The following is a 17498-nucleotide window of genomic DNA, read 5'->3' on the forward strand; positions in this document are numbered from 1 at the left end:
ATGTGTTTGCTCGCACGAACATCATCAATCAAATCGGCGTTCTTGTTTCTGTGTTTCCCGGGATTCCGTGAAGAACCAAAAAAAAGTCCGTGCCAGCACGGACTTTTTACTGTCGGCACCTTGTGCCATGAGACACCCCATCGGCCTGCCGACGGGCCGGTTCAGCAACTGAACTGGTTTTTGCTCTCGATCTGTAGCTTCTAATCAGCATCTAAGCCCTGATAATTGAATGATTACTTTCATCTCAAGGAATGAGTCATGGTCAGGTATCAGATCGATACTTTTCGCTATGCAGCACTAATACATATCCAAAAAAGAGTGGGGTGTTACGCCGTTATCGAACAATCACCGGCAACTTCTTTCTTTATTTTTTGTATTACGCGTCTGTGGGGCTCTGTCGGAAACTTCCTAGGACGTCGAGCGCAAACGCAAGAAACCTTGCCAGCCGGGCGTTTCCTCAGCGCAGACGGTATTCAACACGCTGGTAACGTCCAGCCCGTTCAAATCTTGGCCAGAAAACTTAAGTGTTAACATTTGGCAATCATGTTCCGTAACTAAATCATCTCCAGACAATTCCTTGCGTTGTGCGTGCAGTTATTGCGCGCGATATCGAATTTATGAGCATCAGGTAAATAAAAATGACCAGCATCCATGATCAAGCGATGAACTATGTCTATCAACAAGTGTTGCAACGCTTGCTGGGTTTTTTTTCCCGTGCCGAACGAACTGCGTTGCAGTTGTTGATCCAGCGCCTGGCAGTGGCGGCTGGCGGTATGGATCAAATAGCGGACTTCAAGGTGCTGGCGATCCAGTCCGGTTCCCGTGACAGTTGTTACACCCTGGCGATGCTGCGCGCCGCGCAATTGACGATCGCCACCCGGTCCCCGGCGACATTCCAGCTGCGAGTGGCGACCTTGCGCTTGAACAGCACCAGCACGACGGCGCTGGAAAACATTCATCGTGCGTGCAGCGCGTTGTTCGTCTTTGACGATCCACGGGTCGAAGTGTTGATGGTCGATAACAGGGAAGTCCTGCCGTTCGATCACGTGGCACCGACGTCCAGGGCCGGGCGCGAGTCCCACCGAATGAACCAGTTGATGATTGGCCATCGTCGTGTATGGGATCAGCCGCTTGATCTATGGGATGACGGCTATCTGGCCACCGGCGAGTTCTATGGGCAAATAGCCCGCTGGAATCATGGCGTCGATGCTTTGGTCAGCGGCGACACGCTGCGCCAACAGAAGCAATTTATCGAAGGGTTGAGACGTGCCATCGCGAAAGCCGGACTCGAGCCATTGAACCATGTCCAGCCGGGTTACGACGGCCTGTTCGCTTTGCTGGACGAATTGGGGGGCGACTGCTTCCGCGCGTTATATGGCGAGCATGGCCAGGCACCCTGGCGTCCGGCCGATCAGTTTGAAACCTGTCGGCGTACCGCGTTCATCAATATTCACGACATCCTGGTCGATAATCTGGAAGACCGTTGGCCATTGTTGACCGAGTTTCTCGGTTTCCAGGCGGACGAGTTGTCGACTCAGCTCAGCGACAACGAGTACGTGAGTCTTGATGTCCTGGCACACGTTCGAGGCCTGCAAGCCTGCTTCATGCAGGGGCAAACCTATGAGGAGGGCGTCGCCCGATACCTGCAGCGCACCTTGGTGATGATGCGCCGCAAACAACTGCCGGAGCGCCTGTGCGAGCAGGCGGTGGAAGCTTTCGGCAACCCCGCGACGCTGGCTGAGCAACGCGTACGTACGACGGCCGAGATTCAGCGCAATCTTGGGTTGAGCGAGGCACAACTGGTGTGTCTGCTGTTTGCGCCTTTCGTCGACAATGGCGCAAACCTTGAGCGCTTCCTGCGTCAGTGCCACCCCGGCATGCTCGTGGCCATGCCCGACCTGCACCGGGCCATGCAGGGGCAACCGGTCGCCGAGCAGGTCATGCAATGGATGGTTGATGTCAGCGGCTTGCCGGTCAGTCTGATCGGCAAGCTGTACCACATGAAATCGGTCTCCGCCCATGAGGGCTGGGCGGGCGAACCGGCAGGTGCCGACACGCCGTCGAACATTGAGGGCAGCGAAAACGCCGCCCCCGTGACGAGTGAATGGTCGGCGGGTCGGTGAAAGTGAGCTTCAGACGCCTCGTTATCGGCCATCTCCCATGAAAGGGCCGCGGGAAACGGATTTTGCGTATCAGGCGGTGTACCGCTATCTGACCAGCCTGATCAGCGAGCATGCCACTGATGCGCGCGTTCGCCTGCCATCGTTGCGCCAACTGGCCCAGCGCCTGAACGTATCGATCTCGACCATTCAGTACGCCTACTCGCTGCTGGAGAAGGAAGGGCGCGTCTACTCGTTGGCCAAGTCCGGTTATTACGCAATGCCGGTGCCGTCCATCAGCACGCTCTACAGTGGCGACGACTTGCTGGAAATGGTCTACAGCAATGCGCGACGCCCTGGCACGCTGAACCTGAGCGCCGACGAGCCCGCATCGCTACAGTCACTGGACAGCCCGTTGTTGCTGTTGGAAAGAGAGCTGCTGCGCCAATATCCACGCCAGCCGCAACCGTCGTCACAACCCTGTGGCGAACTGGAATTGCGCACCGCCCTGGCTGCGCGCTACACCTCTTCGCCGGTGAGGTGCTGGCATGCCGATGATGTTTACATCGGCGCCGATCTTCGGGGCGTGCTGGAAATCCTGATCACCGTGTTGTGCCTCAGGGACGCCACGGTTGTGGTCGAGTCGCCGTGCGACTGGGCGCTGTTGCGCTTGCTTCAGGAGGCGTGCGTGCGGGTGATCGAATGGCCGGTCCTGGCTGACGGCGAGCTGGATATCCAGCGTCTGAAGGACCTGCTCGAAACCGAATCGGTGCGGTTGGTCATGGTGTCCTCCGGCCTGAACATGCCCCGAGGCAGCCGGGCCCCGGATCACAACCGACAAGCCATCGCGCAACTGCTGGAGCGGTATGACTGCCAGGTCCTGGAAAACGATTGCTACGGTGAACTGGGTTTCGAACCGGAGGGTCTGCGTTTTCGCGACCTGCTGCCTGTCGAGCGATTGATCGTGTTTTCCACCTTCGAAAAAATCATCGGCCCCGAAGCGCCCTACGGTTATCTGCTTTCGCGCCATCTGAGAGACGAGTTGCAGCGGCATTTTCTGTTACGCGCCTTCCGTCTTTCGCCGATCCGCCAGAAAGCCATTGCCCGTCTGTACGGCAATGGACGCGTGGATCAGCATCTGCAGGTACTGCGGCGGCGGCTGAAGGACAGCAAGACGCAGATGACCCAGCTGCTGCAGGAGCGGATGGGCGATGCGTTGCAGTTCGTCGAGCCGCACGGTGGCGCAACCATTTGGGTGAACTCGTCGCGCCGGGTCGATGTGCGCCGGGTTTTTCAACGCCTGCTCAAGCACCAGGTGGTGATTGCACCAGGAGAGCTGTTCAGCCTCCAGGGGCTGCACGCACAACATCTGCGTTTGAGCCACACCTTTGGTGGCGAACAGGACCTGGCGGATGCGCTGGGCTTGCTGGGGGACGCTTTGCGTCTGGAAGCAATCGAGTGAGCAGGGCGGTAAAACATCAGCCACACTGATGGATCGATCCCATCGCACTATGGTCAAACTGCCAGTAAACTGCGCTCCTATCCCTGAACCACTCTATTCCAGAGGTTTTGCATGACACTCAGTCCTTTTGCGGGTAAACCGGCACCGGCAGAACTGTTGGTCGATATCCCGCGACTGGTAACGGCTTATTACACGGGCCAGCCTGACGCCTCGATCTCCACCCAGCGCGTCGCCTTCGGCACGTCCGGGCACCGGGGCAGCTCGTTCGACCTGAGTTTCAACGAATGGCACGTCCTGGCGATCAGCCAGGCGATCTGCCTGTATCGCGAAGCCCAGGGCATCAATGGCCCGCTGTTTGTCGGCATCGACACCCACGCGCTCTCCACCCCGGCCGGTGCCAGTGCCCTTGAAGTGCTCGCCGCCAATGGCGTGACGGTAATGATCGCCGAAGGCGACGAATACACACCGACCCCGGCGATTTCCCACGCGATTCTCTGCTACAACCGTGGCCGTACTTCGGGGCTCGCGGACGGTATCGTCATCACGCCGTCCCACAACCCACCGCAAAGCGGTGGCTACAAATACAACCCGACCAATGGCGGCCCGGCCGATACCCACATCACCAAGTGGATCGAAGCCAAGGCCAACGAGCTGCTGGCCAACAAGCTGGCCGGCGTCAAGCGCATCAGTTACGAACAGGCACTGAAGGCCAGCACCACCCATCGCCATGACTACCTCAATACCTATGTCGCCGATCTGATCAACGTGATCGACTTCGATGCCATTCGCGACGCCAAGCTGCGTCTGGGTGTCGATCCACTGGGTGGAGCAGGGGTGCGCTACTGGTCGGCGATTGCCGAACACTACCGCCTGGACCTGGAGGTGGTGAACAAACAGGTCGATTCGACCTTCCGCTTCATGACCGTCGACTGGGACGGCCAGATTCGCATGGACCCATCGTCCAGCTACGCGATGCAGGGCCTGATCGGCCTGAAAGAACGCTTCGACGTGGCCTTCGCGTGCGATCCGGATCACGACCGCCATGGCATCGTCACGCCGTCCGGCGGCCTGCTGGCGCCGAACAATTACCTCGCGGTCTCGATCGACTACCTGTTCCAGAACCGCCCGCTATGGCGTGCCGATGCCGCCGTGGGTAAAACCGTGGTCAGCAGTGGCTTGATCGATCGCGTGGCCAAGCGCCTGGGCCGTCGCCTTTACGAAGTGCCGGTTGGTTTCAAATGGTTTGCCGATGGCCTGTTCGACGGATCCCTGGGCTTTGGCGGCGAAGAAAGCGCCGGTGCCTCGTTCCTGCGCAAGGACGGTAGTGTCTGGTGCACCGACAAGGATGGCCTGATCCCGGCCCTGTTGGCCGCAGAAATGACCGCTCGCACTGGTCGCGATCCAAGCCAGGCCTACCGTGCCTTGACCGATGAACTGGGCGAGCCGTTCTCGGTGCGGGTCGATGCCAAGGCCAACCCGGAACAGAAAGCCCTGTTGAGCAAGCTGTCGCCGGCGCAGGTGACTTCCACCGAACTGGCGGGCGAGGCGATCCAGAGCATCCTCAGCCACGCTCCGGGGAACGACCAGGCCATCGGCGGCCTGAAAGTCATGACCGAGAACGGCTGGTTCGCGGCGCGTCCGTCGGGCACGGAAGACATCTACAAGATCTACGCGGAAAGCTTTGTCAGCGACGAACACCTCAAGCAATTGGTGGCCGAAGCTCAAACGTTGGTGGATGGCGCCATCTCCGCGAAGTGATTGAGGGGCCTGTGGTGAGGGGGCAAGCCCCCTCGCCACACCGAAATAGACAAAAAAGGGGCAACCATCACGGTTGTCCCTTTTTTTGCCCGGCGTTTACCGGGTTAGCCCAGATCCACCAACACGATCTCGCTGTCCTCGATGGCCGTCACCCGCAATACGGATTCTTGCGCGACCGCAACACCGTCTCGAGCTTGTGCACGCAAGCCATTGATTTCAATGATCCCTGTGGCTGGCACCAGGTAGGCGCGACGGCCGTTCTCCAGGTGATATTCAGCGGTTTCGCCGGCCTTGAGGTTGGCCGCCACCAGCCGTGCATCGGCACGGATGCGCAAGCTTTGATCGTCGCCAGCCTTGCCGCTGGCCAGGGTCACGAAACCTTCACGCTGGCCTTTAGGGAACGGCTTGGCGCCCCAGGACGGCGCCAGGCCGGATTCGTTGGGAATGATCCAGATCTGGAAGATCTTGGTGGGCGTCGCCTCCAGGTTGTACTCGCTGTGGGCAATCCCGGTGCCGGCGCTCATGACCTGTACGTCACCGGCTTCAGTGCGGCCCTTGTTGCCAAGGTTGTCCTGGTGGGTAATGGCCCCTTCACGGACATAGGTGATGATTTCCATGTCGCGATGCGGGTGTTGCGGGAAACCGGTGCCTGGGGCGATTACGTCGTCGTTCCAGACCCGCAGGTTGCCCCAGTTCATGCGTTTGGGGTCGTGGTACTCGGCGAACGAAAAATGGTGATGGGCATCCAACCAGCCGTGGTGAGCGCCACCGAGCGAGTTGAAAGGTCTGAGTTCAAGCATGATCGTCTCCTGAAAGGTTCGTCATGGGGCGGCAGGCCTGGGCCATGAAGCGAGACCGGTGGTTGATGACGGGCATCATCCTTCAGGTAATAATCGATAAAAAGCGTAAAAAATGCCGCATAACAATCGAAATGGCTGATGGTTCGCCACTCAAAACATTCTCATCCCACCTTCAGTTCATCGCATAAGCTAATGAGTCATAAGCAATTCACTAGAACTCGACGGCAAATGCAGACACCATAGCCCTCAACAGCCTCACACCCTGGAGTCCGTCCGCGTGCCGCAACACACCCCCGATCTTCCGCCTGAACTTCGTCCTCTGGCCGAGATGCCGCTGCTCAAGCGCCTGGCCGCCCGATTCTTTGGTCACGGCTTGACGCGGTTGCGCGCGCAACACCGAGCATCCTGGCTGCACGGTCAGGCTGACGGCTTCCGCAGCGGGCACATGGCGGGAGTGGATTACGGCTACAAGGAAGGCAAGCTCGAAGGGTTGGAAGAGGGGCGACAGGTCCTGCTGATTCGCGATTCGCGTTCGACCGAGCATCGTCCCCCCGCTATCGACGATCACCTGTTCGACGATTGGCGTTTGCCGCTGAACGCCGAGGTGAAGAAGCGCATGAAGGCCGATGTCGCGCGACTGCTTGCGCCTCATGCCCAGCCCAGCGCGGCCCAGTGGAAGATGATCTTCAGCGACACACCAACCACTTCGGTGATCGCCGGCGCTGGCGCGGGCAAGTCGACGACCCTGGTGCTGCGGATCGTGCTGCTGAGCCATTATCTGGGCTTCGAGCTGAGTTCGATGACCGTGGTGACCTTCACCCGAGAATCACGCAAGGACTTCATCAACAAGTTGATCGAGCTGTTCGCGCTCTGGGGGCATACCCTCAGTCTCAAGGACGCTCGCGACCTGGTGCGCACTTTCCACTCGCGGATCCTGCCGATGGTCCGCAGCTTGCCCGGCTTCGAACGCCTGCAAGCCTTTGAGAACCTCAGTCATCGTGCACAGAACGGCGAGGAGGACGCTGACAGCAATCCATTTGACCTGCGCATCAATGATGCCCAGCGCCAGCAACTGAACGTCTGTTTTCACGCCTTGCATACGCGCGATGAGCGTTTTCGCGAATTGATCAAGCCCCTGTCGCGCCACGCCCTGCAGCTCAAGGAGCTGGAGCGTGATCACCCTGATGTGCAAAAACGCATGGCGGTGACCGAACTGGCCGCCAAGCGTGACGAAGAACTGTGCGACACGGTGGAAGACTTGTGGTTCAGGGCGCGCGCCTGGCCGATCAAAGGCATTGAGCCGAATCGCCAGACCTTCGATATCAACGGCTCGACATTCCATTGCCATGGCTACATTCCGTCCCTGGATGCGTGGGTGATGTTGGGCTTCGATCCTGGGGAAAACCCCCAGGTCAGCCGTCCGAACGCCAAATTGACGGTTCGCGCGGAATGGGCAGTAAAGCGCACCCTGTTTCAAGCTTTCTGTCGTAAGCCATTGATTTGGCTAGATAGTTACGAATCATCCAGGCGTGTGCTGGCCTCGTTGGCCGGCGACGCCAGTGCCGGGCCGGGCTTTGATTACAAGGTCAAGGGTGAGCTCGCTTCCGCGCCGTTGCTGGACGCTTTTGTCGCCGCCGCCGGGTTTATCGAGAACCTCGGCCTGGATGTGCCGAACGCAGTCAGCCAGATGAGCTTTGCCAAGGACGACCCGGACCGGTTTTTCTTCGAGGCATTGAGCCTGTACTGGCGTGCGCTGGAAGACCATTTGCTCGACCAGAAACCGCCGATCATGACCTACAACCGAATGTTTGCCTTGTTCAGCGAACATTCCCCGGAAAACCTGAAACTGCTCAGCGATGAGCTGCTGCGACCCTTGTCACATTTGATGATCGATGAATTTCAGGACGTATCGCCGCAAATTGTCTCCTGGATTCGCGCCAGCCTGGCCGAGATACGCAGTCGTGGGCCGGCCATGCATGTGGGGCGCGGAGCGCAGCGCTCGTCCTTGCTCTGCGTGGGGGACGACTGGCAGTCGATCTACGGTTGGCGCGGCAGTTCGCCGAGCTATTTCATGGAGTTCAACAAGGAATTCTCGTCGCCAGGCACTACCAGGGTCATGCTCAGCGACAACTATCGCAGCCACCAACACATCATCGACGCCGCCGAACACATCGTCCGCGCCGCGCCAGCGATCCCCGGCAAGAAGGCCAGGGCCAGCGGCGAGCCCAAGGACTTGTGGCCCGTCAAGGTGCTCGATCGTGATGACCAGGCCATGGCGGCGTGTCTGATGGAGCACTACCGCAAGGGTGATTCAATCTTGATGCTTTATCGAAAAAGTAGCGATAAGTCATTGATAGAACAGCATATTCAGTCCGTAGTTAACGTTGATTCTAGCTTGCCGCATGAAGCACGGCGCCTCAAGCAACTGACTTACCACAGCGCCAAGGGCTTGCAGGCTGATGCCGTATTCCTGCTCGGCGACTGTCAGCACTTGACCAGCTCACCTTACAAGAATCAGGTCTACCGCATGGCGGGCCTGGGTAAGGCCGGCGACAGCGAGCCCTATGACAACGCGCAGAAAGACGAAATCCTGCGGCTGGCATATGTCGGCATTACCCGGGCTGTCAGTCATTGCTACTGGTACGTCGATGCCCAGGATACCCAGGCGGTGAATATGCCCAAGGCGTCCGATCGCATCGGCAAGGGCAAGGCGTTTTTTGCCGATCATCGGGCTGCAAGTTCTGCGACTTGAAATCCCTCCCAACAACAAGCCCACGAAAGTGGGCTTTTGCGGTTTTTCGACCTTCAGGCATAACTCCTGAGGGCCACCGGGGGAATGAACGTTTCAAGCTCATCCTCCACGGCTTCGATTATTCGCTCTACATCGGCTGCATTCATGACCGTTGCACAAGGAATACCGGCAATGGCGATCATGGTCTCGCCAGTGGCGCGATCGAACAGACGGGCAATCATGCTGCCCGGGGCGTCCATGCTCGCCTCGAAACCCATGGGATGAAAATGCCAGCGCATCAGCTGACAGGCGTTTGGAAACGTAACCTTGCTGAACCCTTTATTCATATGTTGCCCGCCTTCTTCATCGAGCGCTTCCATTAGCTCATGGTAGGAGGGAAGAACCTTCATTGGTTCAACCGGTGACAGACTTTAAAAGTAGCACCCGGATGTGAAAATCATGTTTTTTTTTCAGTCCGTTTGGCGATTGCCTCGCGCTTTTTTGATCCAGCGCACGAGTCGGCGAATTTTCCGATAAAAGGTTGCCAGCGGTTGACCATTGAAGCGGCGGCAGAAGTTCGGCAAAGTCGGCTCTTTTCTTCGAGACCCTTATGCACGTCGAGGATGATGGCCCGCAGCAAACCCAGGCCACGGGCGAAACGGTCATGCGCTACCACTTGCGCTGGAAACACCGGGACCTGGATGGGGTCATGGCGCTGTATCACCCGGACGTCCTGTACAGCGATTTTTTCCAGAATCGGGTGATGGGCCTGGCCGAATTGCGTGAATACGTGCGCAGCAGCATGCCAAGGGATCCGGATGAGGCGCTCGAGCATTCCGACCGTATCCGCCTTGATGGCAACACCGCATTCATTCAGTACCGCATTACCCTGCGCGGCGGGGACGGCCTGGTGTCGTTCCGCGCCAGCGAGGCGATCACGGTCAAGGACGGGCTGATCTGGCGGGTCAACGAGTATGCGTCACTGGTGCATGAACAGCCCTCCAGCAAGGCCGCCAACAACCAGCGTCCGGCGGTGAGTCGGCTCGGATTGTCGCCCCGTCAGTTGAGCTTCATGGCCGAGGACTTGCAGCAATATTTCCAACGCCAGCAGCCTTACCTCGATCCAGAGCTCGATCTGCAGCGGGTAGCGAAGGAGTGCGGCTACAGCCGTAATCAAATCTCCTATCTGCTCAATCAGGTGCTGGGCCAGAGCTTCTATCGCTACGTCAACCAGGCGCGCCTGCGACACCTGCTCGCCGCACTGGACAGCGCCACACCGCCGCTGCGTATCGACGAACTGGCCTTTGCCGCCGGGTTCAATTCGCTGTCGGCGTTCTACAGCTGTTTCCGCCAGCACACCGGGCAGTCGCCCAAGGCCTACGCCAAACAAATTTCTTTGCGTGCACGCGCGCAAGACAGTCTCTGAGCCCACGCACTAGGATCACCGCCATCGAAGTTTGAGTGGCGGAGTCCTGCATGCCGGCGTGGCGCACTATCAGTTTGTGGATGGACCAACTCGACGAGCCACTGTTGGCTCGTCCGGCGCTGGCCGAGGATCTGGATGTCGACGTGGCCATTATCGGCGCGGGCTACACCGGGCTCTGGACGGCGTACTACCTGAAACTTCAGGCACCGGCGCTAAAGATTGCCATCATCGAGGCGCAAACCGCCGGTTTTGGCGCTTCGGGACGAAATGGCGGCTGGCTGATGGGCAATCTGCTGGGGGAAGACCGGCTACTCGCCGATTTGTCGCCCGTGCAGCGCCGGGCGTCCTATGACCTGCTGCACAACATTCCCGATGAAGTGGAAATCGTCCTCGAGCGCGAAGGCATCGCCTGCGATTACCGCAAAGGCGGGGTGCTGTACTGTGCCGCCCGTTACCCCGAACAGGAAACAAGCCTTCGCCAGTATCTGGACTCGCTATACAAGCAGGGCCTCAACGAAAACGATTACCGCTGGCTCAACCCGGAGCAGTTGGCGCAGCAAATTCGCATCGCCAAGCCCTATGGCGGGATCTACGCACCTCACGTCGCGACCCTGCACCCGGCCAAACTGGTCCGTGGTCTGGCGCGCACGGTCGAGCGCATGGGCGTCAGGATCTACGAAAACAGCCCGGTCACCCACTGGCAGGCGGGTAGCCTGCGCACCGCGCAAGCCTCGGTTCGCAGCCGCTGGGTGGTGCCGGCGGTGGAAGGTTATTCGGTCACGCTGCCACCGCTCGGGCGTTACCAATTGCCGGTACAGAGCCTGATCGTCGCGACCGAGCCTTTATCCGCGGCTACCTGGGATGAAATTGGCCTGAGCAACGGCCAGGCGTTCAGCGAAAGCAGCCGTCAGGTCACTTATGGCCAGCGCACGGCTGACAACCGTTTGATCTTCGGCGCGCGCGGCGGCTACCAGTTTGCCGGCAAGCTGCGCCATGACTTCAACCTGACCCGCAGCGAAATCGAGCTGCGCCGCTATCTGTTCGGCGAGTTGTTCCCGCAGCTCAAGAACGTGCAGATCACCCATGGCTGGGGCGGCAATCTGGGCATGTCGCGGCGCTTCAAGCCGCACATGCTCTGCGACCACGCCAGTGGCATCGCCTTGTCCGGCGGTTATGGCGGGGAGGGCGTGGGCGCCAGCAACCTGGGCGGGCGAACCCTCGCCGACCTGATCCTGCAGCGCGACACCGAGCTGGTTCACCAGCCATGGGTCATCCCCCGGCGCGGGCTCGATGCGCTCAGGGCCTGGGAGCCCGAACCCTGCCGCTGGCTCGGCTACAACGCGATCATCCGCAGCTTCGTCCACGAAGACCAGACCCTGGCCAACCCGGCCACCGCGCCCTGGCGGCGCAAGCTTGCCGGCAGGGTCGCGGGGTTCATGGAAGGTTTCATGCACTGACCGACGCGCTCCTCATCCATAGGCTTCACCGACAGGTACTCCCATGAGCATCACGCAATTCAAGAACACAGCAACCCTGGCACTGCAAGAGTCGAACCCGGTCGCCGTGCCGCTGGGCCTGCCCGTAGCGGTCGCATCGACCACCAGCGTCGAACGCGACGACGGCGTCGAAACCGGGGTGTGGGAGTGCACGCCCGGTCGCTGGCGGCGGCAGATCGTCGCCCAGGAGTTCTGTCACTTCATCCAGGGGCGCTGCACCTTCACCCCGGACGACGGCGGCGAAACCCTGCACATAGAAGCCGGCGACGCACTGATGTTGCCAGCCAACACCCTCGGTATCTGGGATATCCAGGAAACCGTGCGCAAGACCTATGTATTGATTTTTTGAAAATAGAAAGTTGAACGCTGATCCCTTGATTGCCTGCCAAACAAAAACAGCCTCTACAGGAATCGACTCATGATCCGAAAGACACTGACTCTTGCTCCGCTGATGCTCGTCGCTTCAATCAGTCAGGCCGCCGACACCGTCAAGATCTACAACTGGTCGGACTACATCGCACCGGACACCACCAAAAACTTCCAGAAAGACACCGGCATCGCCTTCACTTACGACGTCTACGACAGCAATGAAACCCTCGATGGCAAGTTGATGACCGGTAAATCCGGTTACGACGTGGTGTTTCCGTCCAACCACTTCATGGCGCGGCAAATTGAAGGCAAGGCGCTGAAAAAACTCGACAAGAGCCAGTTGCCGAACTGGAAAAACCTCAATCCGGTGCTGCTCAAGGCCTTGCAGACCAACGATCCCGGTAACGAGCATGGCTTTCCGTATCTGTGGGGCAGTACCGGGATCGGCTACAACATTGCCAAAGTCAAAGCAGTGCTGGGCGACAACGCACCGGTGGACTCCTGGGACCTGATCTTCAAGCCCGAGAACATGCAAAAACTGCAGAAGTGTGGCGTGGCCATTCTCGATAACGGCCCGGAATTGCTGCCCGCTGCCCTGAACTACTTGGGCCTGCCGCCTCACAGTAAAAAACCGGAAGACTACAAGAAGGCTGAAGCGTTGCTGATGAAAGTCCGGCCGTATGTCAGCTATTTCCACTCGTCCAAATACACCAGTGACCTGGCCAACGGCGACATCTGCGTGGCCGTCGGCTTCTCCGGCGACATCCTGCAAGCGGAAAACCGCGCCAGGGAAGCCAGGAACGGTATCGACATCGGTTATTCGATTCCCAGGGAAGGCGCCGCGATCTGGTTCGATATGGTGGCCATGCCCGTCGACGCCCCGGACGAAAAGGCCGGGTACGCCTTCATGAACTACCTGCTGCGCCCGGACGTCATGGCCGATATCAGTAACTACGTGCATTACGCCAATGGCAACGAACAGGCCGACAGCCTGATCGACCCGGCCATCAAGAACGACACCAAGGTCTATCCGAGCCCGGAAATGATGGGCAAATTGTTCGCCCTGGAAGCCATGCCGCTGGACATCGACCGGATTCGCACCCGCGTGTGGAACAAGATTCGCACCGGTAGTTAAGGTACGGAGTAACGGCATACACAAAACGGTGACGAGCGGGGATACATCAAACCAGGCAATTTCCACTGGTTCCCGTTCGGCTTCCCACGGAGTAGATAATCGCAAGGTGACATTCGAATAAGATAAGGCGTAGTGCCATCTTTCTCCTTGTTGGGCATTGATCGCCTTCGGTATGCTCTCGGCAATTTTGGACTCCCCAAATGCCTCCATAAGGACATGATCAGGAAATGGCCGCTCGCCTTATCAAACACCTGGAAGAAAAAGCTAAATCCCATAGCCATATCGAGTTACTGAAAGCGCAATGGACCTTTGATCAGGAACTGATTCCCAAAGCGTTGCAAAATGTAGGGATGATCTTCCCTCATTACAGCCGCCATGATGCCTCACACTCACGGCAGATTCTGGTAAATATTGAGCGTTTACTTGGCGATTCTGTTGAAAAGCTCACGGCAACCGACACCTGGCTGATACTAGAGAGTGCGTATTGGCATGACATCGGAATGTTGGTCAGCTCGGAAGATATCATCAAAGATATTGAAAGCGAAGCCTTCAAATCCTATGTCCGTAGCGTGTCCGAAAGCACTGGTCATGAACTTCAAAGTTTTGCAAAAGGCTTTGGAAAAGGTTCCGTACCAAGTTGCTTCTCCGCTGCCGAACACCCACAGGACGCAATCGAAAAATTTCGGCAGCTAATGGCTGGATGGTACCGCCAAAGTCATGCCAAGCGAGCGGAAAAGATAGTCGACGATCCCTGGTGTGAGGCCGGGATAAGCTCGCCTCGCAATGTACTGCTGCCCAAACGCCTGTTTAGAATATTAGGTAGCGTATGCAAGTTGCACGGTTGTTCATTCAGTGACGTCATGAGTCAGCTCAGCTTTTGTGAAGCGGGAATGGGCAATGAAGATTGTCATCCCCGCTTTGTTGCTTGTCTATTACGGCTGGGCGATTTGTTGGATCTTGATGACAACCGATTCTGTCCGGTGATGCAGCGTGTGGCGGGCGTTTTGCCGCCGTCGAGTCATGCACATGTTCATAAACACGCTTCGATAAGGCATTTCCGTCTGGACCGGGACAGAATCGAAGTTTCTGCCGTTTGTGCTACACCGGAAGGCTATGTTGAAACAGACAAATGGTTTCGCTGGCTCGAGGACGAGGTGCAAAAACAAATGTCGCATTGGAACGATATTGTTCCGGAGCGGGAATTCGGCTTGCTTCCAACTTTGGGGGCGCTGACAGTTGAACTGGATGGTCCGAACATTGTTCTTGAACCGGGAGTAAGGCCGCAGTTTGGTATTGAGCCCTTGAAGGCACTTGAGTTGTTTCAGGGCGCAGGGCTCTATTCCGATAAGTACGACTGCCTAAGAGAGCTAATTCAAAACTCTATTGATGCAAGTTTTATTCGAATTTGGTTGTTTCATGGTCCTGGTAGCGAGCACTTGGGAGCCGAACCCATAAAGGATTGGAGTAATCCTCAAGCGCCGGAAATACAAAAAATCCTCGAAATTTATAAAATAAATGTCAATTTGAGTCGTTCTAGTCATCTCGATAGAAATGGAAAAATATGTTGGTCGTTGAAGATCCAAGACCATGGAATTGGCATATCGCGTCAAGACTTAAGCTATATGTTAAAGGTCGGTGGTTCCCACAAAAACCATGAAAAGCGCAACCTGATCGCCAGTATGCCGGAATGGATGCGACCTTCAGGCGCTTTCGGGATCGGTTTGCAAAGCGCATTTTTGCTGGCCCCGGAGATTCACTTCAACACAAAAAGTGCATTTACATCGGAGCACCTTGAGATTCGTATGACTTCTCCAATACGAGAAGAGCTAGGCCTTTCACAGGTGAAACTATTGCCTCCCAATATTGGCAGAGGGGTCGGATCCACGTTAACACTTGAACTCATAATGGATCCTTTGCCTACGCACGCGCAACTCGATCGCAATATGAGAACAGCCATTGACGATTTCGATCCTGTTCGTCACACAGAGTTTCCACTGGAAGCTTATAAGGCCGCAGAGCACTTATTAAAAGTTACTCGGAATACGTTGATTTCAGTAAATATTTGTGTTGATGGTGAAGCGCTAACTTTTGATGAGGTCAGAAAGAAATACGCTTATTTTGACAAAAATAGCAATATGTTTATTACGGCGGGCGGCCGCGAAAACTGAGTGCAACACCTGACCTTTCCGGTACGGTGCTGCCCCTATGTCCTATTCCGAACTCAGCGTCGAAGAGCGCGCCATCATTCAACTCAGTCAAGCTCAAGGCTTCAGCCTGCGCGGCATTGCTCGCCTGATTGACAGGTCGCCCTCGACCATCAGCCGAGAGCTGAAGCGCAATCGAGGCAGTAGTGGTGCTTACTCGGCCCGCTGCGCCCAGCAACAGATGAACATTCGGCGCCAGGTTTGTCGCCCCAAGCGCAAGCTTGTGCCGGGCAGCGAGCGCTTCGAACTGGTGGCCCACATGCTGCGTAAGCGTTTGTCTCCCGAGCAGATTGCCGGCAAGCTGCGCAGCATGACCATACCCAACCTCAGAGATGCCTACGTCTGTCGTGAGACGATCTATAACGCGATCTATGCCTTGCCGGTCGGCGAGTTGCGCAAGGAGCTGATCGTCTGCCTGCGCCAAGGCAAGACGACGCGCCGGCCGCGCTCTGGTGGCGTGGATCGGCGCGGCCAGATCCCTGAGATGGTCAGCATTCATGTTCGCCCGCCAGAGATCGAAGACCGGCTGATGCCGGGGCATTGGGAGGGCGACCTGATCAAGGGTAAGGCCAACGCCTCGTCGGTAGGCACGTTGGTGGAGCGCACCAGTGGCTACCTGATGCTGATGAAGATGAACGACGCAACGGCGACCTCGGCGATGGAGGGCTTCAGTGCAGCGCTCAACAGCATGCCGCTGGCGATGCGCAAGAGCATGACCTACGACCAGGGCCGGGAGATGGCGCGGCATGCTGAAATCACCCAGCAGACAGGGGTCGCTATTTACTTCTGCGACCCGCACAGCCCCTGGCAGCGCGGTAGCAACGAAAACATCAACGGCCTGATCCGCCAGTACCTGCCCAAGGGGACTGACTTGTCGGTACACAGTCAAGAGCAATTGAATGCCATCGCCTTGGAGCTGAATATGCGCCCCCGTAAACGCTTCGATTTCAAGTGCCCGATCGAAGTCATGGGCGAGGTGATGCAGGAAGCCATGGCTATGCGGCATCATGCTCCAGCTTCAAATCAATAACCGTGTTGCACTCAGCTTCTGCAACCGCCGCGGATTTCAACTCCGGAGAGTCAAAGGGGGCGACAATAAATTTTAGAGGGCAGAGGCTAAAGCAGTTTAGGCAGTATTATAACTATGTCGTAATTACAGCGGATATTTATGGTGAGGATGCGCAAAAGGCCTTGACCATCAACAGGGATGATGTGCGTAGCGATGCAAGAAAGCAGGTGCAAAGTAATATATTGAGATCTATTTTAAGCTTGTTGGAGGTTGAGCCACCTACTACCGCGGCTAGCAGAATCAATGCGTCTGCGTTCTTGAAGAATTATAATTTAGAGTGTCCCGGTCCGCTAAAAAATTTGTGGAAACAATCAGCTTTGATAGGTACTCGACTAACTATTGAATCGGTTCTTGAAAAGCATCAGTTCACTATATTTTTTCAAGAGGATCATGATGGAGAGATGGATGGCACTGTACGTTACGTAACTTCAATCGAAGAGGATTCTCTCACGGTGCCTCACATCAAAATTAATCATCCGTCTGTTAGGCTACTGGTTGATGCTTGGCGTGATAATCGTGGTGTTGTACAGATTGATTATGAAGATGAGTGTAAGCTTGTTATTCGGTTTGTGAATGAATCTGTCAATTTCTTTACGGAAGCAGCCCTCGCGTATGCGCTCACCGACAGGAATAGTTCAATACGCTATTCTATACCGATGATTAAAAAATTCGAGGCATTAGCTATCAGGAGTCCGGAAGAGTTGCGATACATTGGCGCTCTTTTCCCATTCATTTCAAGAGAACGCTCAATCGTTCTTCCATTTACCTTCGGTCCAAAAGTCGGACTTGATGGGTTCGACGAGCTCTGCGATTGGGTCGTGGCACGGTCGATTGATGCTGATCTGACGCCGCAAAAAGCACGTGAGCTCTATGAAGAATTGATCGGTTATATTGACAATGAAGTCATGGCTAACAATCCGCGCTGGAAAAGGCTTAGGAATTCATAACG

13 protein-coding genes are annotated in these 17498 nt (G+C 56.8%); 11 read left to right on the plus strand and 2 right to left on the minus strand.

What is annotated here, in order from left to right:
- Positions 1–638: 638 nt before the first annotated feature.
- The 3 genes from JQF37_RS02120 (at position 639) to pgm (ending at position 5319) form a co-directional block, all read left to right on the plus strand.
- Positions 639–2123 carry a hypothetical protein gene (locus JQF37_RS02120; RefSeq protein ID WP_130211486.1) on the plus strand — a complete coding sequence of 495 codons (1485 nt, stop codon included), beginning with the start codon at positions 639–641 and terminating at the stop codon, positions 2121–2123.
- A 37-nt stretch (positions 2124–2160) separates the two neighbouring features.
- On the plus strand, positions 2161–3561 hold the full coding sequence (locus JQF37_RS02125; protein ID WP_130211485.1) for a PLP-dependent aminotransferase family protein: 1401 nt from the start codon (positions 2161–2163) through the stop codon (positions 3559–3561).
- Positions 3562–3672: 111 nt separating this feature from the next.
- On the plus strand, positions 3673–5319 hold the full coding sequence (pgm, locus tag JQF37_RS02130) for a phosphoglucomutase (alpha-D-glucose-1,6-bisphosphate-dependent) (RefSeq protein ID WP_130211484.1): 1647 nt from the start codon (positions 3673–3675) through the stop codon (positions 5317–5319).
- Positions 5320–5423: 104 nt separating this feature from the next.
- Here the strand turns inward: pgm and JQF37_RS02135 are convergent, their stop codons facing one another.
- Entirely contained in the window at positions 5424–6119 is a 696-nt protein-coding gene (locus tag JQF37_RS02135) for a pirin family protein (RefSeq protein ID WP_130211483.1), read from the minus strand.
- A gap of 277 nt (positions 6120–6396) precedes the next feature.
- On the opposite strand from JQF37_RS02135, the gene JQF37_RS02140 reads away from it, so the two are divergent.
- Positions 6397–8871 (plus strand): UvrD-helicase domain-containing protein, encoded by a 2475-nt coding sequence (locus tag JQF37_RS02140; RefSeq protein WP_130211482.1) that lies wholly within the window; start codon positions 6397–6399, stop codon positions 8869–8871.
- Positions 8872–8924: 53 nt separating this feature from the next.
- Here JQF37_RS02140 and JQF37_RS02145 read toward each other — a convergent pair whose 3' ends face one another.
- Complete coding sequence (locus JQF37_RS02145) at positions 8925–9197, minus strand: DUF1652 domain-containing protein (RefSeq protein ID WP_047538622.1); 273 nt, start codon at positions 9195–9197, stop codon at positions 8925–8927.
- 263 nt (positions 9198–9460) lie between these two features.
- Here JQF37_RS02145 and JQF37_RS02150 point away from each other — a divergent pair, with 263 nt between their 5' ends.
- The 7 genes from JQF37_RS02150 (at position 9461) to JQF37_RS02180 (ending at position 17496) form a co-directional block, all read left to right on the plus strand.
- Positions 9461–10276: a helix-turn-helix domain-containing protein gene (locus JQF37_RS02150; RefSeq protein WP_130211481.1), complete on the plus strand. Its 816-nt coding sequence runs from the start codon at positions 9461–9463 to the stop codon at positions 10274–10276.
- Positions 10277–10326: 50 nt separating this feature from the next.
- Positions 10327–11733 (plus strand): FAD-dependent oxidoreductase, encoded by a 1407-nt coding sequence (locus JQF37_RS02155; RefSeq protein ID WP_130211480.1) that lies wholly within the window; start codon positions 10327–10329, stop codon positions 11731–11733.
- Between the two features lie 43 nt (positions 11734–11776).
- Positions 11777–12121: a cupin domain-containing protein gene (locus tag JQF37_RS02160; RefSeq protein WP_130211479.1), complete on the plus strand. Its 345-nt coding sequence runs from the start codon at positions 11777–11779 to the stop codon at positions 12119–12121.
- 69 nt (positions 12122–12190) lie between these two features.
- Positions 12191–13276: a polyamine ABC transporter substrate-binding protein gene (locus JQF37_RS02165; RefSeq protein WP_130211478.1), complete on the plus strand. Its 1086-nt coding sequence runs from the start codon at positions 12191–12193 to the stop codon at positions 13274–13276.
- Positions 13277–13503: 227 nt separating this feature from the next.
- Positions 13504–15444: an ATP-binding protein gene (locus tag JQF37_RS02170; protein ID WP_204149524.1), complete on the plus strand. Its 1941-nt coding sequence runs from the start codon at positions 13504–13506 to the stop codon at positions 15442–15444.
- Between the two features lie 37 nt (positions 15445–15481).
- Complete coding sequence (locus JQF37_RS02175; RefSeq protein WP_019818564.1) at positions 15482–16510, plus strand: IS30 family transposase; 1029 nt, start codon at positions 15482–15484, stop codon at positions 16508–16510.
- On the plus strand, positions 16432–17496 hold the full coding sequence (locus tag JQF37_RS02180) for a hypothetical protein (RefSeq protein ID WP_204149525.1): 1065 nt from the start codon (positions 16432–16434) through the stop codon (positions 17494–17496). The genes JQF37_RS02175 and JQF37_RS02180 overlap by 79 nt, the downstream gene beginning before the upstream one ends.
- Positions 17497–17498: the final 2 nt, after the last annotated feature.

The organism is Pseudomonas sp. MIL9 (genome assembly GCF_016887925.1).
Taxonomy (GTDB): Bacteria; Pseudomonadota; Gammaproteobacteria; order Pseudomonadales; family Pseudomonadaceae; genus Aquipseudomonas; species Aquipseudomonas mohnii.